This is a genomic window from Algihabitans sp., assembly GCF_965226985.1.
GTDB lineage: Bacteria > Pseudomonadota > Alphaproteobacteria > Kiloniellales > DSM-21159 > Algihabitans.
In genome coordinates this window covers 3,826,577-3,845,774 of record NZ_OZ245712.1, presented here as the reverse complement: position 1 = coordinate 3,845,774, position 19,198 = coordinate 3,826,577, and the positions used below count along the sequence as shown (strand labels likewise).

The following is a 19,198-nucleotide window of genomic DNA, read 5'->3' as shown; positions in this document are numbered from 1 at the left end:
GAAGTTAAGACGCGGCTGGCCGAACTTTCGGACGATCGCCTTGCTGCCTCCGAAGCTGCGGGCAACGCCGCCCAGCGTTTGCGGGATGACCTCGCGGAGGTACGCGAGGATCTGGCAGAAGCCGATGCGGAGGATATTCCGCGTTTCGAGGAACGAGCGGCGCGGCTGGAGGCTCAGATCGGCTCGCTGACTGCGGCCTCGGAGGCGACGGCGCGGGATGCCGAGGACCTGCGTGCCCGTTCCCTGCGGGTCGGCGGTATCGAGGAGCTGAACAACCGTTTGCCGAGCTATCTCGTCGCCATCAACGGAGGCCTGGTGAAGCTGACCGCCGTCGGGCCGGCACGGGCCAGGGGCGAGGTTCTGATTCCCTTGGAGTCGGAAGTCAGCGCGCAGCCGGAGGATTGGACCCTTCTTTCATACGTCATTGCGGAATCCGATCGCCGCGTGAAGGACAACGAGGTGGCCTGGATCGAAACCCTGCGCGAACAGGGACAGGTCCAAACCGTCTTCAACACCAAGTTCTTCACAGAGGCCGACAGCCGCGAGCCGGAGCAGGCGGGGATTTGGGGCGCCGTGGTGGGGTCCTTCCTCACACTGGTGATCACGCTGACTCTGGCCTTCCCGGTCGGCGTTCTGGCAGCGATCTACCTGGAGGAGTTCGCGCCGAAGAATCGTTTGACCGACCTGATCGAAGTGAACATCAACAACCTGGCGGCGGTGCCGTCGATCGTCTTCGGCCTGCTCGGTCTGGCGATGTTCCTCAACTTCTTCGGACTGCCGCGCTCGGCGCCGCTGGTCGGTGGCATGGTGCTTGCACTGATGACCTTGCCGACCGTGATCATTGCGTCGCGTGCCGCTTTGAAGGCGGTGCCTCCCTCGATCCGCGAGGCCGCGCTTGGTGTCGGTGCGTCGAAGGTGCAGACGGTGACGCATCATGTTCTGCCGCTGGCCATGCCGGGGATCCTGACCGGGACCATTATCGGAATGGCGCAGGCCTTGGGCGAAACGGCGCCTCTGCTGATGATTGGCATGGTCGCCTTCATCGCCGACGTCCCGGGCGGTTTCACCGACGCGGCCACCGTCTTGCCGGTTCAGATCTTTCTCTGGGCCGACGCCCCGGAACGGGCTTTCGTGGCCAAGACCTCGGCGGCGATCATGGTGCTGTTGACCTTCTTGATTTTCATGAACGCGATGGCCGTGATACTGCGCAAACGCTTCGAACGGCGATGGTAGGGGGTGCGAGGATCGTGAGCATTCAAGAGGCACAGGAAACGATGACCGACAGCGGTATCTCCGACAGGCCCGGCAGCGGTCATGACCAAGCGGAGCGCCCGGTGGCTTTCAGCAACGAACAGCCGGTGAAGATCAAGTCGCGGGACGTCAACGTCTACTACGGGCAGGCGCAAGCGCTGGAGAATGTCGATCTCGACATCCGCCAGTACGAAGTGACCTCGCTCATCGGTCCCTCCGGCTGCGGCAAGTCCACCTATCTGCGCTGCATCAACCGCATGAACGACGTGATCGACGGCTGCCGGGTCGAGGGCAAGATCGAGATGGACGGCGAGGACGTCTACGATCCAAAGCTCGACGTCGTTCAGCTACGCGCCCGGGTCGGCATGGTGTTCCAGAAGCCGAATCCCTTTCCGAAGTCGATCTACGACAACATCGCCTACGGACCGCGCATTCACGGCATCGGCAACTCCAAGTCGGACATGGATGAGATCGTCCAAAGCAGTCTCCAGCGGGCCGGCCTCTGGGAAGAGGTGAAGGACCGCATGGACACGCCGGGCACCGGCCTGTCCGGCGGCCAGCAGCAGCGTCTTTGTATCGCACGGGCCATCGCGGTGAACCCGGAGGTCATTCTGATGGACGAGCCCTGTTCGGCGCTCGACCCCATTGCAACGGCGAAGATCGAGGAGCTGATCGACGAGTTGCGGCAGAACTTCACCATCGTGATCGTGACTCACTCGATGCAGCAGGCTGCCCGCGTCAGCCAGAGGACGGCTTTCTTCCATCTTGGTATTCTGGTCGAAAGCGACGAGACCGAGCAGATCTTCACCAACCCCAAGGACCAGCGTACGCAGGACTACATTACCGGGCGCTTCGGCTGATCGCCCGGTCCCGGCGTCAGCGGCGCCGGGTGTGAAAGGAATAGCAGTGCCAGATACCTCCGCCGAACATACCGTCCGAGCTTTCGACAAGGAGCTGACCCGGCTCAGCCAATCGATCATTCGTATGGGGGGCTTGGCGGAGAGCCAGCTCGCCCAGGCCGTGGAGGCGCTCAGCCGCCGCAACAGCGAGATGGCAGCGCAGGTCGTGCAGGACGATGCGCAGATCGATGCCCTGGAGCAGGAGATCGACGAGCAGGTCGTACAGCTTCTGGCGCTTCGCCAACCCATGGCGCAAGACCTGCGCGAGGTGATCGCCGCCCTGAAGATCTCGGCGGATCTTGAGCGGATCGGCGACTACTCCGCCAACGTGGCCAAGCGGTCCATGGCGCTGAATCAGGTTCCCATGACCGAGCCTGCCCATACGCTGCCGCGTATGGCGCAACTGGTGCTGGCCAACATCAAGCGGGTCTTGGATGCCTATGTCGAACGCGATCCGGACAAGGCCATCGACGTTTGGGAAAGCGATGCCGAGATCGACGAGATGTACACCTCTCTGTTCCGGGAAACCCTGACCTACATGATGGAGGATCCACGGAACATCACGCCTTGCACCCACCTGCTCTTCATTGCCAAGAATGTGGAGCGCATGGGCGATCATGCGACCAACATCGCGGAGGTCGTTCACTTCCTGGTCACCGGAGACAGGATCGTCGGCGGCCGCCCCAAGGGCGACACCAGCAGCTACGCGGTCCTGTCGCCGCCGACCGAGGTGTGAGCGCCCGGTTGGGCGTTCAGGAGAAGAGGTGCCGTCGCAGGCGCCGCAGTTTCGGGGGATTCCTGCCGCTATGAAGCCTTTGATACTACTTGTCGAAGACGAAGCCGCGCTGGTCACGCTGCTGCGTTACAATCTGGAACGCGAAGGCTTCCGTCTGGTCGACGCGCGGGACGGAGAAGAAGCCCTGGTGCTCGCTAAGGAAGAGCGGCCTGATCTGGTGCTGCTCGACTGGATGCTGCCCCTGATGAGCGGACTGGAAGTCTGCCGGCAGCTGCGTCGGGCGCCGGAAACCCGTGACGTTCCCATCATCCTGCTTACGGCACGCGGCGAGGAAGCGGACAAGGTGCGCGGCCTCGACAGCGGCGCCGACGACTACCTCACCAAACCCTTCTCGCCGGCGGAACTGGTTGCACGGATGCGTGCCGTTCTGCGCCGTGCGCAGCCCGCGTTGGCCAACGAGACCTTGCAGTTCGACGATCTGGAGATGGATCTCGCGGCGCACCGGGTTCGCCGCGGACCGCGCGATGTGCATCTGGGACCGACCGAGTTCCGCCTGTTGCGCTACCTCATGCAGCATCCCGGCCGCGTCTTCAGTCGGGAACAGCTGCTCGACGCGGTCTGGGGCCGCGATGTCTATGTGGAACCGCGCACCGTCGACGTCCACATCCGCCGACTGCGCAAGGCCCTCAATATCGACGACGAGGCGGATCTTATCCGGACGGTCCGGTCGGCCGGCTACGCCCTGGACCGGGCCCAAGCGGCCTAGATTGCGATTCACGCCGCCACCAGCGCGCCGTTTTGCGGTGCCGCACGGGATGCTATTGAAGTGCGGAACACCACTACGAGGAACCGCACGTGGCCCCAGATCAGAACGACCGTAGCGCCTACGACGACGGGAACGTCTTCGCGCGCATCATCCGCGGAGAGATTCCCTGCGACAAGGTGGCCGAAAGCGCCCACAGCCTGGCGTTTCGGGACATCGATCCGCAGACTCCGACCCATGTGCTGGTGATTCCGAAGGGGGCCTACGTCTCGTCCGACGACTTCTCGGCTCAAGCCAGCGATGCCGAGATTGCCGACTTCTTCCGACTGCTCGGTCAGGTCGCCCGGACTCTCGGGGCGGTCGAACCCGGATACCGCATCGTTGCCAACCATGGCGCCGACGCTCACCAGGAAGTTCCGCACTTCCACATGCATATCTTCGCCGGCACCGACCTTGGGCGCATGATCAAGCCGGTCGAGAAGCAAACCTGAGGAAGGTGAGTCGGGAAGCGACGATCCTGCTCTAGCTCAGGCGGCCGTTCTGCGCCGTCTGGGCGGTTTCGCCGCTTTGCCGTCGGCGGTCGTCTTGGCCTTGTAGGCACAAAGATCGCTGATCAGGCAGCTTGGGCAGTCCGGTTTGCGCGCCTTGCAGACGTAGCGTCCGTGCAGGATCAACCAATGGTGCGCATGGAGCTTGCGGTCTGCGGGCACCGCCTTCTCAAGTTTCTGCTCCACCGCATCGACGGTCTTTCCCGGTGCCAAGCCTGTGCGGTTGGACACGCGGAAGATGTGGGTGTCGACGGCGATAGTCTCCTGCCCGAAGGCCATATTGAGTACGACGTTCGCGGTCTTACGGCCCACGCCTGGGAGCTTCACCAGCGCATCGCGATCCTGAGGAACCAGCCCCGCGTGCTCGGCCAGCAGTTGCCGCGACAGGGCGATCACGTTCTTTGCCTTGGAGTTGAACAGACCGATGGTCTTGATGTGGTCCTTCAGCTTGGCTTCCCCGAGGGCCAGCATCTTCTCCGGCGTATCGGCAACCTGAAACAGCTTGCGCGTGGCCTTGTTGACGCCGACGTCGGTGGCCTGCGCCGACAGCACGACGGCGACCAGAAGGGTGTAAGAGTTGACGTACTCTAGCTCTCCCTTCGGCTCCGGCGAAGCCGCAGCGAAGCGGGTGAAGACTTCGGCGATATCCGCTTTTTTCATGTCGAACTTCCATCTTGCTGGCCGCCGACCCCCACTCGGTCGATCTCGACAGCCTCTCCGGTCTAACTTGCAGCGGGATAGGGACAGACGCGAGCGCTGGATAGCGCAATCGCCCAATGATAGTCGCGAGAACGACGTATCGCCTCAGGATACTCTCAGAGGTCATCCCGATCTTCTCTACCAGCCGCCCTGACGGCTTGCTGTTTCGGCGCACTGTCGGCCAGCCGGGAAAGTTGGAGTTGCTCCGCGGGCGGTGCTGCGGCGACGTCCCGAACGTCCTTCAGGCGCGGCGAGTTGGCGCTGCAGGTTGCGCAGTGCTAGCCCAAGCGGGCATTCCGACCTAGAGTCTTTGTGTTATGGCGCAAGCTCTTCCGACCGCAAAAGCCCTCGAGACCGCACCGGGCGCCGCCGCAGTGCTGTTCGATGCGATGCTGACACCGCATCGCTCGCTCAGTCCGCGCGGTTTTCTCGTCCTCATGTCGCTCGTCTGCGCCGTCAGCTTCACGGCCGGCGTTGCCTTCTTCCTGATGGGCGCCTGGCCGGTGGTCGGTTTCATGGGCGCCGACGTGCTGCTGATCTATCTCGCCTTCCGGATCAACTACCGCCGGGCGCGCATGTTCGAGGAGGTGGTCTTGACCCGCGACGCGCTGGTGGTGCGCCGGGTCGATCACTGGGGCGCGGAAAAGCGTTGGACCTTCCAACCCTACTGGCTCCAGGTGCGCATGGACGATCCGCCCGAGCACGAAAGCCAACTCACCCTGCGCAGTCACGGGAAGTCCCTGGTCATCGGCGCCTTTCTGACACCCGAGGAGCGACTCTCCTTGGCGCGCGAACTGCAGCAGCACCTCGCCGTCTGCCGCTGCGCTCCGGGGCCCGTCACGATCTAGCCATTCCGCACTGTCCTGCTTGACCTGAGTGCCTGCGCTTTCGCCAAATAGGCGAAGGGCTCGCCCGCTCTAGGCCGCCAGGTACCCCAGCAGGGTGTCCAGACGCATCAGGCCTGCGGCTGTGGCCCGCAATCCCGCGTCGTCCAGGACCAGATAGCCCTCCTTGGACAGCGCCTCCACTTTGCGGGCGTCCAGCAGCGTTTCGGGTTCCGCGCCCAGTTCCCTTTGGAAGGCAGCGCGCCGGATGCCCTCCTGCAGGCGGAGGCCCATCATCAGAAGCTCCGTCAGACGGTCTTCGCGGCTGAGCGCCTGGCGCGTCCGAGTCGCATGACCGGCCTGCTCGACCGTTGCCAGCCAGATCTCGGGCGCGCGGTGCTGTCGGGTCGCGAACTTATCTGCACCGAGCGTCACGCGGCCATGAGCCCCGGGTCCGATGCCAAGGTAATCGCCGCCATGCCAGTAGGTAAGGTTATGGCGGCTGGCCTCGCCGGGGCGCGCGTGGTTCGAGATCTCGTAGGCCGGCAATCCCTCCGTGGCGAGACTCTCCTGAGTCGCCTCGAAGAGATCGGCGGCCGTCTCAGGATCGGCCAGCGGCAGCTCGCCGCGACGGGCCCGCGCGTGGAAGACCGTGTTCTGCTCGATGGTCAGTTGATAGAGCGAGAGGTGGTTGCAGCCTTCGCCCAGGGCACGGCGCAGTTCCTCAGCCCAGTCGTCCTGCCTTTGCCCCGGCCTGGCGTAGATCAGGTCGAACGAAACCCGCGCGAACTGCGCCCGGGCCAGCGCCACGGCGGCCAGCGCCTCCGCCGTGTCGTGTTCACGGCCCAGGAAGCGAAGATCGTCGTCGTTCAGGGCCTGGACGCCGAGCGAAACGCGGTTGACCCCAGCCGCGGCGTAGGCGGCGAAGCGTTCGGCCTCGACGGACGTAGGATTGGCCTCCAGCGTCACCTCGATGTCGGGCGAAACCGGCCAGAGGTCCGTGACGGCCTCCACCAATGCCGCAGTCGTCTCGGGCGCCATTAGGGACGGCGTGCCGCCACCGAAGAAGATCGAGGTTACAGTCCGTCCGGGCGTTTCGCTGGCATAGTGCCTCAGTTCGGTCAGCAGCGCCGCGCGCCAGCGCGCCTGATCGATCGTCTCGCGGACGTGGCTGTTGAAGTCGCAGTAGGGACACTTGGCCCGGCAGAAGGGCCAATGAACGTAGATGCCGAAACCGGGGTCGAGCGCTGTTGGATGCGCCATGGCCGGCTGCCTGTTGCACTCCGCAGGCTCACTGGAGCCAGCAGAAACGACAGGAGATTCGTCGATCAGGCTGTTTCGCACGGTTGGTTCAAGCTTCCTGACGGACGACAGCTCGCCGTCTGACGGGCCCAGCAGCGATGCTGCGGCAAGCTGCCGCGATCACCGTAGGCCGGTTACTGCAGATCTTCCAGACGGCGTTGCAGCTGCGCGAAGGCGCGCGCCCGGTGGCTGATCGCGTGCTTCTCCGCCGGATCCATCTCCCCGAAGGTGCGGCTGTCGCCCTGCGGCAGGAAAATGGGATCGTAGCCGAAGCCCTGCTCGCCACGCGGCGGAAAGGTTAGCTCCCCCTCCACACGGCCCTCAAAGACTTCGACGGAGCCGTCCGGCCAGGCTAGCGCCAAGGCGCAAACGAAGTGGGCGTGCGCGGCGGCGCCGTTACTCGCCGTCGTCCGGTCGCCCAGTTCCCGCTCGACACGCGCCATGGCCATGGAGAAGTCCTTTTCGGGACCGGCCCAGCGCGCAGAGTAGATGCCCGGCGCACCGTCGAGCGCCGGCACCACCAATCCCGAATCGTCGGCCAGTGCCGGCAGATCTGCGCCGATGGCTGCGGCCAAGGCCTTCAACTCGGCGTTCGCCGCGAAGGACGTCCCCGTCTCCTCCGGTTCCGGCAGGCCGAGCGTTCCCGCCGAGATGGCTTCGAGCCCGAAGGGCGCGACCAGATCCCTGATTTCCCGGACCTTTCCGGGATTGTGGCTGGCGATGACCAGTCTGCCTGTGAGCGTACGCGGCTGCATGCGCGGTAACATAGTTACCCGATGCGATTTGTGCAGCCCCCGTAGGTGAGGCGTACCTGGGCGGTCAAGCCGACGACAGGTCGACAGCTTGCTGTTGCAGGGCGACCAGCTCGGCGACACCTCGCTCCGCCAGCTCCAGCAGCTGGTCGTATTGCGCGCGGCTAAAGGGATCCTGCTCGGCCGTTGCCTGAACCTCGACGATGCCGCCGCTGGCGGTTAGAACGAAGTTGGCGTCGGCTTGGGCCGCCGAATCCTCCGCGTAGTCCAGGTCTAGCACCGTTTCACCCTGATAGATCCCACAGGAGATCGCGGCGATCGGCTCGCGCAGTGGGATCGCCTTGACCGCACCGAAACGCTGCATGTGCTGAAAACAGAGGTGTAGCGCTACGTACGCACCGGTAATCGAGGCCGTACGCGTCCCACCGTCGGCCTGGATAACGTCGCAGTCGAGCTTGATTTGTCGCTCGCCGAAGCCGGTCAGGTCGGTGACGGCCCGCAAGGAACGGCCGATCAGGCGCTGGATCTCCTGTGTCCGGCCCGACTGCTTTCCACGCGCTGCTTCGCGGTCCATGCGGCTGTCAGTGGCACGCGGCAGCATGCCGTATTCGGCCGTGACCCAGCCGCGCCCCGAATTACGCAGCCAGGGCGGCACGCCCTCTACCAGACTGGCGGTGCAGAGAACGTGGGTGTCGCCGAACTTGGCCAGGCAAGAGCCCTCGGCATACTTGTTGACGTCGGTTTCCAAGACGACGGGGCGCAGCTGATCGCGCGTGCGGCCACTTGGGCGCATAGTCGGGAACTCCTGGTATTGCCGGTGAAGAGGTGTTCGGCGGGGCATAGCGCGGCTGCCCGCGAGCGTGCAAGGATCCTGTCCAAGGTTTCCTTGGGCTCCGGTCGACGCGCGTTCGGATTGCAGCCGGTCTGGCCCGGGATCGCTCAGGGGGATCTCTCAGGGGGATCGCCCAAGGCGGATGGCGTTGAAGTGATCGTCCGGTTCGCCTACATCGGAAGCCGCTGGGCGCAGCCTGCGCGGCACGTGCGAGACGGCAGGTCAATCCAGGAACAGAACGCAGCCGAGATGAGTAGCGTAAGGTCCGTAGTCGAGGAGATCGCCGGTGAGCTGGGAAGCCTCAACGCCCGGCACCGCGACATCTTTCGCCGTATCGTAGAGGCCTACGTCGAGACTGGCGCCCCGATCGGTTCGCGCAGTCTCTCGCGGCAGCTCGGCATGACCCTATCCCCGGCCACGATCCGCAACGTTATGGCGGACCTGGAGGATCTCGGGCTGCTGATGGCCCCCCACACCTCGGCCGGCCGGTTGCCGACCGAGCTCGGCCTGCGCCTCTTCGTCGACGGATTGCTGGAACGCGGCAACCTGACCCGCGAGGAGCGCTCGGAGATCGATGCGCGCTGCGCCGCGCAGGGCCGCAGCTTTACCGAGGTGATGGAGGAGACCTCCTCCATGCTGTCCGGTCTGTCGCGCTGCGCCGGTCTGGTCTTCGCCCCCAAGTCGGACGCGCCGCTCAAGCACATCGAGTTCGTCTCTCTCGGCCCCGGGCGCGCCCTGGTGGTTCTGGTGACTCAGTCGGGGAACGTCGAAAACCGCGTCATCGACGTTCCCATCGGTCTACCGCCGTCTTCCTTGGTGGAGGCCGGCAACTACCTGGCTGCGCGCTTGCGCGACCGCGGCCTCGGCGAGGCCCGTGGAGCCATCCAGAGCGAGCTGACCCAGGAACGGGCCGAGCTGAACTCCCTGACGCGTAAGGTGATCGAGGCCGGTCTGGCCACTTGGTCGGGCGACGCCCCGGGCGGTGGCGGGGCCTTGATCGTGCGCGGTCAGCATCAGTTGCTCGAGGATGTTCAGGCTCTGGAGGATCTGGAGCGCATTCGGCATCTTTTCACGGCTCTGGAGCGCAAGGAGGCGCTTCTCAAGCTGTTGGAGATGACCGAGACGGCCGAAGGCGTGCAGATCTTCATCGGCGCCCAGAACGAGCTGTTCGGCCTGGCGGGCTGTTCGCTGGTGGTCGCACCCTATACCAACAGCGAACAGCAGATTGTCGGCGCCGTCGGCGTGATCGGTCCGACCCGCATCGACTATGCCCGGATCATTCCGATGGTGGACTATACCGCTCAGGCCGTCGGCCGGTTGCTTGGCCGGCTTGCCTGATTTTAAAGACTACAACAAGAAATGTAGAGAAACGGAGCGTCATGACCGCCGATCCGAAACAGAGGCCCGAAGGGCTGGACAAGACCGGCTTCACACCCGACGAGAGCGTTGCGAAAACGGCTGAAGCAGGCGCCGCTTCAGCCGAGTCCGCGGCTGACGAGGCCGAAGGCTCGATCGACGAGGCGATTCTCAAGGGTCTGGAGTTGAACGAAGTCGAGGACGCTTCCGAAAGTATCGACTTCGCATCGCCGCGCGAGGCTGAGCTGGAGGCTCAGATTGCGGAGGTGAAGGACCAACTCGTCCGTGCCTTGGCGGAGACGGAGAACCTCCGCAACCGCGCCCGACGGGAGAAGGCGGAGGCACTGAAGTACGCCGCCGCGCCGCTGGCCAAGGACTTGCTGAGCGTTGCCGACAATCTCAAGCGTGCGCTGGCCGCCGTTCCCACCGATGCGGTCGAGCAGGATACCGTTCTGAAAACGCTGCTGACCGGCGTCGAGATGACCGACAAGGCACTGGGCGATGCCTTTGCCCGGCATGGAATCGTGCCGATCGACCCGGTCGGCGAGAGGCTGGATCCGCACCGCCACGAAGCCATGATCGAGATCGAGGACGCCACTAAGCCGGCAGGCACGGTGGCTCAGGTCTACGAGCTGGGTTGGCTGCTCGGCGAGCGTCTGTTGCGCCCGGCCCGCGTCGCTGTGGCGAAGGGCGGCCCCAAGGGCGCCGAGGGTTCCAAAGCCGGAGGTGGCCAAGGGGCGGAGGAGGACTCTCCCGAACCCGGTTCAACCGTCGACACCCAGGCTTAGAGCGCGTCGTTTCCTGCTCTACGAAGAGGGTCTTGGCCGGAGGGAATCCGGCCGGTCGTTTGTCGCCTCAGTCTTCCACGAGGCCTTTCAGGCGATAAAGCACCTCCAGCGCCTGTTTCGGCGTGAGTTCGTCAGGGTTCAGTCCCCGCAGTTCGCCGTCGCTGGCACTTTCTAGCGGTGCCGCCTCCGGCACGCCGCGCGGCGCGGCCGCGAAGAGCGGCAAATCCTCGGCGAGCCGGGTCAGGGCGCCCGCCTGCTCGCCCTGTTCGAGCAACCCTAGGACCTCTTCGGCGCGGGAAATCGCGGCGGGGGGCAGGCCCGCAAGCCGGGCGACATGAATGCCGTAGGATCGGTCGGCCGCGCCCGGTCCCACCTCGTGCAGGAAGACGACCTCGCCTTGCCATTCTTTGACGCGCATGGCGTGGCAGGACAGACGCGGCAGCTTCCCGGCCAGATGCGTCAGTTCGTGATAGTGGGTTGCGAAGAGCCCCCGGCAGCTGTTGACCTCGTGCAGATGCTCGACGCAGGCCCAGGCGATCGAGAGGCCGTCGAAGGTCGCCGTACCGCGCCCGATCTCGTCCAGAATGACCAGGGACCGCGCCGTGGCCTGATTTAGAATGGCGGCCGTCTCGACCATTTCCACCATGAAGGTCGACCGTCCGCGCGCCAGATCGTCGGCGGCCCCCACCCGGCTGAACAGCCGATCGACCGTTCCGATGGCGGCGCGGGCGGCGGGGACGAAACTGCCTATTTGGGCCAGCACCGCAATCAGTGCGTTCTGCCGCAGGAAGGTGGATTTGCCCGCCATGTTGGGCCCGGTCACGAGCCAGAGCTGCTGAGCCGCCGAGAGATCGCAATCGTTGGCGACGAACCGCGCACCTTCGTTGGCGGCCAGGGCCGCCTCTACCACTGGGTGGCGGCCGCCCTCGACCACGAAGGTCGTGGAGTCCTCGATTTCCGGCCGGGTCCAGTGTGCCTCCGCCGCCAGCTGTGCCAGACCGGCCGTCACGTCGAGCTCGGCCAGCGCCCGGGCAGCGGCACCGACCGGTTCGGCGCGCTGCAGAACCTCTTCGACCAGTTGGGCGAAGATTTCCAACTCAACTGCCAGGGCCTTGTCCGCCGCCTGCAGGATCTTCTGTTCCAGCTCGCCCAGCTCTGTCGTGCTGTAGCGCACTGCGGAGGCGAGGGTCTGGCGATGAACGAAACCAGCGGCCGGATCCTGGGGCATCTTCGCGGCATTGGTCGCCGAGACCTCCAGGAAGTAACCCAGCACGTTGTTGTGCTTGACCTTGAGACTGGCTATTCCGGTCGCGGCGGCGTACTTGGACTGAAGGCCGGCGATCAGGCGCCGGGACTCGTCGCGCAACTGTTTCAGTTCGTCCAGGTGCTGTGCGTAGCCGGGCGCCACGAAGCCACCGTCGCGGGTTAGCAAAGGCAGTTCCGGCGCCAGGGCTCGACTCAGGCGGTCAATCAATCCCTCCTGGGGACCCAAGGCCTTGGCCGCGCGGGCCAGCACGGCGGGTGGCGGATCCTCCGTGCGGTCCAGAAGATCGCTCTGCAGCGCCGCTGCCTGTTTCAGGCCGTCGCGGATCGCCGCCAGGTCACGTGGGCCGCCCCGCCCGAGGGACAGTCGAGACAGGGCGCGTTCCATGTCCGGGGCCTCGCGCAGGCGAGCCCGTAGTGTGGTCCTAGGATCCTCACGCGTGACAAGCCAGGCGACCCCGTCCAAGCGGGCTCCGATCATGGTCACATCCGTCAGGGGCGCGGCGAGCCGTTGGGCGAGCAGGCGGGCGCCCGCGCCGGTAATGCTGCGGTCGATCACATGAAGCAACGTGCCCTTGCGGCCGCCGGCCAGCGCCTCTGTCAGCTCCAGGTTGCGGCGCGTCGCCGGATCGATCTCCATGACGGTGCCCCGGGCCTGTCGGCGCAGCGGCGTCAGACGCGGCAGCTTACCCTTCTGGGTCAACTCCACGTAGTCAAGCAGCGCGCCGGCGGCCGCAAGTTCCGCCCGCTCGAAGCTGCCGAACGCATCGAGTGCTTCGACCTGGAAGACCGCCTGCAGACGGCGACGTGCGTTCTCGCTGTCAAATCGCGCGGAGGGCAAGGGCGTCAACACCGCTTTCCAGTCGCCGAGCAGCTCGAAGAGTTCGCTTCGCTGCAACAGGCGTTCGGGCAGAAGCAGCTCGCCGGGGTCGATCCGGGCGAGGGCCGCAGCTAGGTTGCCCGCTGTCGTGGCCTCCGCCAGAAAGTCGCCGGTCGAGACATCGAGCCACGCCAGCCCCAGGTCTCCGCCGGCCTCGGTCAGGGCGGCTAGGTAGTTGTGCCGCCGGGCGTCCAGAAGCTCGTCCTCGGTCAGCGTACCGGGGGTGACCAGGCGCACCACATCGCGTTTCACCACGGACTTGCTGCCGCGCTTCTTCGCCTGAGCGGGATCCTCAAGCTGCTCGCAGATCGCGACCTTGTGGCCCTGGCGGATCAGACGCGCCAGATAGGCTTCGGCGGCATGCACCGGGACGCCGCACATCGCGACCTCCTCGCCGGCATGCTGGCCGCGCTTGGTCAGGGTGATGTCCAGGTCTGCCGCCGCGACCTTGGCGTCCTCGAAAAACAGCTCGTAGAAGTCGCCCATCCGGTAGAACAGCAGGGCATCCGGATAGGCCTGCTTGATCTCCCAATACTGGGCCATCATCGGTGTCGCGGCCTGCGACGTTTTCGGTGTCGGGGCGGAAGGGGCGCTGTCGGGCATGGGCAGGGGCGCGAGCGGAGTCCAAGGGCGGATTCGAGAGGGCGGACAGTAGCACCCGGGTCCTCGCAACCCGACAGGGAATTTCGCGGCGCCGAGGGCTTGGGCGGAGAATTCAGCGACCGGACAGGGCGAACGCCGCGTCGGCCCGCACCTCTGGAATGGCATCGCAGATCCTTGCCTCTGCCCTCGACTCCGAATAGGACGGGGCGCAAGTTTCTCAACTGGAGGCGAGAGCGCGTGAGCGACGCAACACAGCCGGTCACCGAAATAGTCGGCCGTTTCGAGACCAGGGCGGCCTTCGAGGCAGCGGTCAGGGCCCTGGATGCCGCCGGTTTCGGCCATGCCGACCTCTCGGTGCTCGATAGCCACGAGTCTCTCGACGCCGCCGGAGAAGAGGGCGAAGCTTGGCGCGAGACCCTGGCCGGGCTGACCGGCGAGGTGAACTTCATCGGCCCAATTGCGGCTGCGGGTCTGATCGCTATGGCTACCGGCCCGGTCGGCGGCGCGATTGCGCTGGCTGCCGGCGCCGGACTGTCCGGTTTGGCCGCGCGGGATGTTCTGGAGAAGATTCAGGCCACGCCCCATACCGAAGCCTTCGCGCGCGCGCTGGAGGCTGGCGCGGTTCTGCTCTGGGTGCGTGCGGAGACGCCGGAAACCCAGGCCAGCGCGACCGCGATCCTGGAAGATGCCGGCGCGGAGGATGTGCATCTCCACAGCCGGTCACAGGTGCGGGAAAGCTAATCCGACCGGAGTTCACGGCCGACGATCGCGCTCTAGCGGGCGATGATCACTTCGACCCTGCGGTTCAGTTGCCGGCCCGCCGGATTATCTGAACCATCGGCGTTGCTGTTGGGTGCGACGGGTCGCTTCTCGCCATGCCCTCTGGTGCGCAGCCGCTCGCTCGTCACACCGAGGCCGCCGACTAGATAGGCCTTTACCGAGTCGGCGCGTCGTTCCGAAAGATCTTGATTGTAGGCGTCCGCCCCTTTGCTGTCGGTATGTCCTTCGATCTCCACCGGTGCTTGGGGCAGCTTCTCGATCAAGTTCGCCAACTGAGCGAGCACGGGTTCGGCGTCGGCCCGAATATCCGACTTGTCGAAATCGAACAGCACGTCGCCGGGCAGGCTGATCACGGTCCCGCGGTCGGTCTCCACACCCTCCAGTTCGGTGATCAGATCCTGGACTGTGACCTCGACCGCGGTACTCGGGATCATCCCGCCGCCCTGGAGTGCGGACAGCGCGCCTCCGTCACCGGCCGACAGGCTGGACGTCGGGACCGTCATCAGGGCTTGAACGTTGGAGGGGATCAGGACCGACGTCTGCAGAACCGAAACGGGGTCACCCGAAGCGTCCGTCAGGGCTTTTTTTTTGCATCGGCGGCCACGGCCTCGGCCAGCGGGATTCTGACGTCGAAGTTCGGGGTGCGGGTCCGATCGCTGACGCTTGCGCGGTTCGGATTGATGCGCAGCTCGATCCATTCGGCGGACTCTGCGACATGACCGATGAAGACCAGCGTTCCCTGCAGAACACCACCTTCCGCAATGCGGAGGTCGCGGTTGTCTCTTGGCGGCATGATCCGATACTGCGTCGTTGCGCTGTCCATCAGAACCGAGCGGTTGTCCACGTTCAGCGAGATCGCGTCGCGTGCGCCGTTGATGGCGCGGATCTGCACTTCGACGAAGTCTTGGTGGACGGTGACATCTTCGACGAAGAGCTGAGTGCCGTTGGGGTGGTTCGACTGCGCGCCGACAGTGACGCTATAGGGCGGGTCGGGTCTGTCGTTGGCACTGGCCGACGTGGCGAGTCCCGTGGCGAGTCCGGCCCCGATTAAGCCTGCGGCGAACGAGAGCCCTGCACCCAGAACGGCGCCTCGCAAGGTCGTGGTTCGGGCTGGCGGTTTCCTGAGCTCGGTCGACATCGGTTTCCTCCGCGCGGTCTCCGCACAAGCGACCGGGCGCCCGCTGTACGGGTGGCGTGCGCAGTCAGACATGCTTGAGGTTGCAGCTTAAGATGACCGCCCGCCCGATGCCTGTGCCATCTTTGCGATGAGGAAAGGCGTCTTGCTGTGGCGCCGCTTTGCGGTGATCGCTCGATCCATTCCGTCAAATGGGTTCTGCCCCGTCGGGCGGGCTGGCTCGAATTTTCGCGGCACGCGTCATCTCTCTGAAAAACTTCGGGTCTTTCATGAGTTGGAAAGACGCGGTTATGTTTCATGGATACGCTCTCGACCGTTTTGGCCGCGTTTCGTCGGACGAGGGTCGGTCACTGGCGGTTTGTTCGTCTCTTCGCAGGTGAATTCGAGTCATGGAGCAGCTGGGGCTGCAGCGCATGCGCCGCGTTCGGGTGGGAAGCCGCCCGGGCGAGGCCCGGCGGCTGGCCAGCACAATGACGCTGCGCACTTCGCCTGCTCTTGAGGACGCGGTCTTCGAACGGTGGGGGCTCTAGACCGCCACCATGCAGATCTACCTGCCGATTGCGGAGATTTCCCTCAACGTTCTATTGCTGCTCGGCCTCGGCGGGCTTATCGGATTTCTGGCGGGTCTGTTCGGCGTCGGCGGCGGTTTCCTGATGACGCCATTGCTTATCTTCATCGGCGTGCCGCCGGCGGTGGCGGTCGCCACTCAGGCGAACCACGTCGTGGCCTCCTCCGTCTCGGGGGTGATGGCGCACTTCAAGCGCGGCAACGTCGATGTCCGCATGGGTCTCGTCCTTCTGGCGGGCGGCTTCCTCGGCTCGACCGTCGGCGTCGCGCTCTTTTCGCTGCTGCGCGGTCTGGGTCAGATCGACTTGGTTATCAGTCTGTCGTACGTGCTGCTGCTGGGAATCATCGGGATCCTTCTGTTCCTGGAGGGCGGTCGGGCTCTGATGCGGCGGCGTCGCAAGGTGACCGCGCCCAGCCGCAAGGGTCACGCCTGGGCTGCCGGCTGGCCGCTGCGGATGCGCTTCCCGAAGTCGCGGCTCTATATCTCGGCGCTTCTGCCTCTGTCGCTGGGCTTCGGCGTCGGCGTGCTTTCGGCGATCATGGGCGTCGGCGGCGGTTTCATCCTGGTGCCCCTGATGATTTACGTCCTTGGCATGCCGACCACGGTGGTGATCGGCACCAGCCTGTTTCAGATCATCTTCGTTTCGGCCAACGTGACCTTTCTGCAGGCCACTCAGAATCAGACCGTGGATCTGGTCCTGGCGTTGCTGCTCGTGCTTGGCGGCGTGGTCGGGGCGCAGTTCGGCGGGCGGTTTGCCGCGCGTCTGCCCGCCGACTCTCTGCGCATCATGCTGGGTTTGCTGATCCTGGCCGTCGGCGGCAAACTGCTGTTCGATCTCGTGACACCGCCGGTCGACATCTACAGCCTCGGGGTGTCCTGACATGACCTTCCGAGAGACGATTGCGTTCAACGACAAGCCAGTTGCCGAAGGCGGTTCCCGCATCCAGCTTGTCTGCCCCGCAGCCGTACGGGGTCTCGTGTTCGTCGCCGTTCTCGCGCTCCTGCTCGCCACACCTCTGCGTGCTCAGTCGCTGATTGCCGATCTGTCCGAACACCTGGTTGCGATCACGACGGGTTTCGTCGGCGTGGACGTATTGCTGTTCGGTGCGGTGCAGCCGCCGAACGATCCGGAGTTGGCCGGCCAGCCGCCAGGCGACGTGGTGGTGGTCGTGCGAGGGCCGGAAGGCTCTCAAACCCTACATCGCAAAGCCAAGGTTGCCGGAATCTGGATGAACACGGCGAGCCTGACCTTCGGACAGGTGCCGAGCTTCTATGCCGTCGCGGCCAGTCGCCCCCTGCAGGAGATCGCTGAAGATACGGTGCTGGCGGCGAACGGCATCGGCCTCGACCATCTGGATTTCGATCTGCCGGCAGCCAAGGCCAGTGGCCCGCTGCGCGACGAGTGGCGGCAAGGACTGATCCGCGCCAAGCAGCGCGAGGGTCTCTATGTTCCGAGTGTCGGTCAGGTCAGCCTGATCGGTGACGCCCTGTTCCGGAGCGAGGTCTACTTTCCGACGAACGTGCCCACCGGCGTCTACCAGGCCCAGGTCTTTCTGTTCCAGGACGGTCAGGTGGTGTCTGCTCAGGTCATTCCGCTCAGCGTCAGCAAGGTCGGGTTGGAGGCCGAACTGTTCGATTTCGCCCACGGCCAGTCCGGTGCCTACGGCTTGATTGCCGTGATCTTGGCGCTGGTGGCAGGATGGGTCGGTCATTTGATTTTCCGGCGCGACTGACCGCGTCGATTACCGGCGGCGCCCAGACTCTGTCGCCGATACCCAGTCTAGGTCCCGAGTTCTTGCCATGTCCGACGAGACGACACCGACTGCGACAACGCCAAGCGAGGCGCCCGGCCCCGAACGTCCGGATCCCGGCGAAGATCCGAACCGCGGTGTCGGGCGTGTCTTTCTGGTGATCGTCGACGAAAGTCCGGAAATGGACGTTGCGCTCCGCTTCGCCTGCCGTCGGGCGCGACATACCGGCGGACGTGTCGCCCTGCTCTACGTCACGGAATCGAGCGAGTTCGAAAACTGGCTGACCGTCGGCGACCTGATGCGCGACGAAGCCCGGCACAAGGGCGAGCAGGTTCTCCAGCGCCTCGCCGGCAAGGTGAACGAGTGGGTCGGGCGCATGCCGATCCTCCATTTGCGCGACGGCAGTCCGCGCGATCAGCTGTTTCAGCTGATCGAGGACGAACCTGATATCTCGATCCTGGTTCTCGGCGCGGCAACCGGAAAGGGTGGGCCGGGTCCTCTGGTTGCGGCCCTGACCGGCAAATACATCGGCCGTTTGCGGGTACCCGTAACAATTGTGCCGGACAGTCTCGCCTCGGAAGAGGTCGATTCGCTGTCGTAACGACATCCGACAGACCTTGCTGCGGCTCAACCTTTGCCGAGTGGCCGCTGGGCGGCCTCTGGGCTGCCGCTTTCTGCGCTTGAAAAGGTCTTAATGGCCCCTTAAATCGCGTCTGTCTTTTCCCGAGCGGGAGATTGTCAGAATGTTCATCCAGACCGAGCAGACGCCCAACCCGGCGACCCTGAAGTTTCTCCCTGGCCGTGCCGTAATGGGCGACGCCGGGACCGCAAGCTTCGCGAGCGCCGAAGAGGCGCAGCGGTCTCCGCTTGCGGAGCGGCTGTTCGAGGTCGAGGGGGTGACTGGCGTCTTCTTCGGAAATGACTTTATCTCCGTCAGCAAGGCCGAAGCACAGGAGTGGTACCTCCTGAAGCCGGCCGTGCTTGGCGTGATCATGGAGCACTTCGTGGCCGGCAAGGAGCTGCTGCGCGAGGCTCAGGCTGACGGCAATGCCGTCGAGGAGACCGACAGCGAGGTGGTCTCGACCATCAAGGAACTGCTCGATACGCGGGTTCGCCCGGCGGTGGCTCAGGATGGCGGCGATATCATTTTCCGTGGGTTCGAAGACGGTGTCGTGTTGCTGCATATGCAGGGAGCCTGTGCCGGTTGCCCCTCTTCCACCGCGACCCTGAAAATGGGTATCGAGAATATGCTGCGGCACTACGTGCCTGAGGTGACTGAGGTTCGCGCCGTCAACTAGCGGCGGAGCCTCGCGCGGTCAGAGCTCACAGCCAATCGGCGCCGGATCTCACCGGTCAACCGCACGGGAGCTGCGGGTCCTTGAGATGACCAGAGGCAACTGTGCTTGAGTTGCCCCTCTTTTAGATGTCGCGCCCCGGCTTCATCGGTGCGCGCCAACGCGAGACTGGC

Annotated in this window: 19 protein-coding genes and 1 pseudogene; 13 read left to right on the top strand and 7 right to left on the bottom strand. The window is 64.9% G+C overall.

Going from position 1 to position 19,198, the window contains the following annotated elements; genetic code table 11:
- Positions 1 to 423: 423 nt before the first annotated feature.
- The 5 genes and pseudogenes from pstA to ACO054_RS17585 form a co-directional block, all read left to right on the top strand.
- A pseudogene (pstA, locus tag ACO054_RS17605) lies at positions 424 to 1,233 on the top strand (phosphate ABC transporter permease PstA); the annotation flags it as partial.
- Between the two features lie 14 nt (positions 1,234 to 1,247).
- The gene (pstB, locus tag ACO054_RS17600) at positions 1,248 to 2,111 is read left to right on the top strand and encodes a phosphate ABC transporter ATP-binding protein PstB (protein WP_421707889.1); all 864 of its coding nucleotides are present in this window, start codon (positions 1,248 to 1,250) and stop codon (positions 2,109 to 2,111) included.
- A 46-nt stretch (positions 2,112 to 2,157) separates the two neighbouring features.
- Positions 2,158 to 2,886: a phosphate signaling complex protein PhoU gene (gene phoU / locus ACO054_RS17595; protein WP_421707888.1), complete on the top strand. Its 729-nt coding sequence runs from the start codon at positions 2,158 to 2,160 to the stop codon at positions 2,884 to 2,886.
- A gap of 70 nt (positions 2,887 to 2,956) precedes the next feature.
- On the top strand, positions 2,957 to 3,652 hold the full coding sequence (gene phoB / locus ACO054_RS17590) for a phosphate regulon transcriptional regulator PhoB (RefSeq protein ID WP_421707887.1): 696 nt from the start codon (positions 2,957 to 2,959) through the stop codon (positions 3,650 to 3,652).
- Positions 3,653 to 3,741: 89 nt separating this feature from the next.
- The gene (locus ACO054_RS17585; RefSeq protein WP_421707886.1) at positions 3,742 to 4,140 is read left to right on the top strand and encodes an HIT domain-containing protein; all 399 of its coding nucleotides are present in this window, start codon (positions 3,742 to 3,744) and stop codon (positions 4,138 to 4,140) included.
- Positions 4,141 to 4,176: 36 nt separating this feature from the next.
- On the opposite strand, the gene nth is transcribed toward ACO054_RS17585, so the two are convergent.
- Positions 4,177 to 4,857, bottom strand: a complete 681-nt coding sequence (nth, locus tag ACO054_RS17580) for an endonuclease III (protein WP_421707885.1) — start codon at positions 4,855 to 4,857, stop codon at positions 4,177 to 4,179.
- 356 nt (positions 4,858 to 5,213) lie between these two features.
- On the opposite strand from nth, the gene ACO054_RS17575 reads away from it, so the two are divergent.
- The gene (locus ACO054_RS17575) at positions 5,214 to 5,744 is read left to right on the top strand and encodes a DUF2244 domain-containing protein (protein ID WP_421707884.1); all 531 of its coding nucleotides are present in this window, start codon (positions 5,214 to 5,216) and stop codon (positions 5,742 to 5,744) included.
- Between the two features lie 69 nt (positions 5,745 to 5,813).
- Here the strand turns inward: ACO054_RS17575 and hemW are convergent, their stop codons facing one another.
- The 3 genes from hemW to rph form a co-directional block, all read right to left on the bottom strand.
- The gene (gene hemW / locus ACO054_RS17570; RefSeq protein ID WP_421707883.1) at positions 5,814 to 6,983 is read right to left on the bottom strand and encodes a radical SAM family heme chaperone HemW; all 1,170 of its coding nucleotides are present in this window, start codon (positions 6,981 to 6,983) and stop codon (positions 5,814 to 5,816) included.
- Between the two features lie 173 nt (positions 6,984 to 7,156).
- Positions 7,157 to 7,777 carry an RdgB/HAM1 family non-canonical purine NTP pyrophosphatase gene (gene rdgB, locus ACO054_RS17565; protein ID WP_421707882.1) on the bottom strand — a complete coding sequence of 207 codons (621 nt, stop codon included), beginning with the start codon at positions 7,775 to 7,777 and terminating at the stop codon, positions 7,157 to 7,159.
- A gap of 64 nt (positions 7,778 to 7,841) precedes the next feature.
- A complete protein-coding gene (gene rph / locus ACO054_RS17560) occupies positions 7,842 to 8,567 on the bottom strand; it encodes a ribonuclease PH (RefSeq protein WP_421707881.1) in 726 nt (241 codons plus the stop codon).
- A gap of 288 nt (positions 8,568 to 8,855) precedes the next feature.
- Between rph and hrcA the strand changes: the two genes are divergently transcribed.
- Positions 8,856 to 9,944, top strand: a complete 1,089-nt coding sequence (hrcA, locus tag ACO054_RS17555; RefSeq protein ID WP_421707880.1) for a heat-inducible transcriptional repressor HrcA — start codon at positions 8,856 to 8,858, stop codon at positions 9,942 to 9,944.
- Between the two features lie 41 nt (positions 9,945 to 9,985).
- The gene (locus ACO054_RS17550; protein ID WP_421707879.1) at positions 9,986 to 10,750 is read left to right on the top strand and encodes a nucleotide exchange factor GrpE; all 765 of its coding nucleotides are present in this window, start codon (positions 9,986 to 9,988) and stop codon (positions 10,748 to 10,750) included.
- A gap of 67 nt (positions 10,751 to 10,817) precedes the next feature.
- On the opposite strand, the gene mutS is transcribed toward ACO054_RS17550, so the two are convergent.
- Complete coding sequence (gene mutS / locus ACO054_RS17545) at positions 10,818 to 13,496, bottom strand: DNA mismatch repair protein MutS (protein ID WP_421707878.1); 2,679 nt, start codon at positions 13,494 to 13,496, stop codon at positions 10,818 to 10,820.
- Between the two features lie 237 nt (positions 13,497 to 13,733).
- Here mutS and ACO054_RS17540 point away from each other — a divergent pair, with 237 nt between their 5' ends.
- The gene (locus ACO054_RS17540) at positions 13,734 to 14,237 is read left to right on the top strand and encodes a hypothetical protein (RefSeq protein ID WP_421707877.1); all 504 of its coding nucleotides are present in this window, start codon (positions 13,734 to 13,736) and stop codon (positions 14,235 to 14,237) included.
- Between the two features lie 32 nt (positions 14,238 to 14,269).
- Here ACO054_RS17540 and ACO054_RS17535 read toward each other — a convergent pair whose 3' ends face one another.
- Entirely contained in the window at positions 14,270 to 14,779 is a 510-nt protein-coding gene (locus ACO054_RS17535) for an OmpA family protein (RefSeq protein WP_421707876.1), read from the bottom strand.
- A gap of 71 nt (positions 14,780 to 14,850) precedes the next feature.
- Positions 14,851 to 15,414 (bottom strand): hypothetical protein, encoded by a 564-nt coding sequence (locus tag ACO054_RS17530; RefSeq protein WP_421707875.1) that lies wholly within the window; start codon positions 15,412 to 15,414, stop codon positions 14,851 to 14,853.
- Between the two features lie 536 nt (positions 15,415 to 15,950).
- Here ACO054_RS17530 and ACO054_RS17525 point away from each other — a divergent pair.
- From ACO054_RS17525 to ACO054_RS17510, 4 genes are all read left to right on the top strand, one after another.
- Complete coding sequence (locus tag ACO054_RS17525; RefSeq protein ID WP_421707874.1) at positions 15,951 to 16,859, top strand: sulfite exporter TauE/SafE family protein; 909 nt, start codon at positions 15,951 to 15,953, stop codon at positions 16,857 to 16,859.
- Position 16,860: 1 nt separating this feature from the next.
- The gene (locus ACO054_RS17520) at positions 16,861 to 17,712 is read left to right on the top strand and encodes a TIGR02186 family protein (RefSeq protein WP_421707873.1); all 852 of its coding nucleotides are present in this window, start codon (positions 16,861 to 16,863) and stop codon (positions 17,710 to 17,712) included.
- A gap of 67 nt (positions 17,713 to 17,779) precedes the next feature.
- A complete protein-coding gene (locus ACO054_RS17515; RefSeq protein WP_421707872.1) occupies positions 17,780 to 18,331 on the top strand; it encodes a universal stress protein in 552 nt (183 codons plus the stop codon).
- Positions 18,332 to 18,473: 142 nt separating this feature from the next.
- Entirely contained in the window at positions 18,474 to 19,028 is a 555-nt protein-coding gene (locus ACO054_RS17510) for a NifU family protein (protein ID WP_421707871.1), read from the top strand.
- Positions 19,029 to 19,198 lie beyond the last annotated feature (170 nt).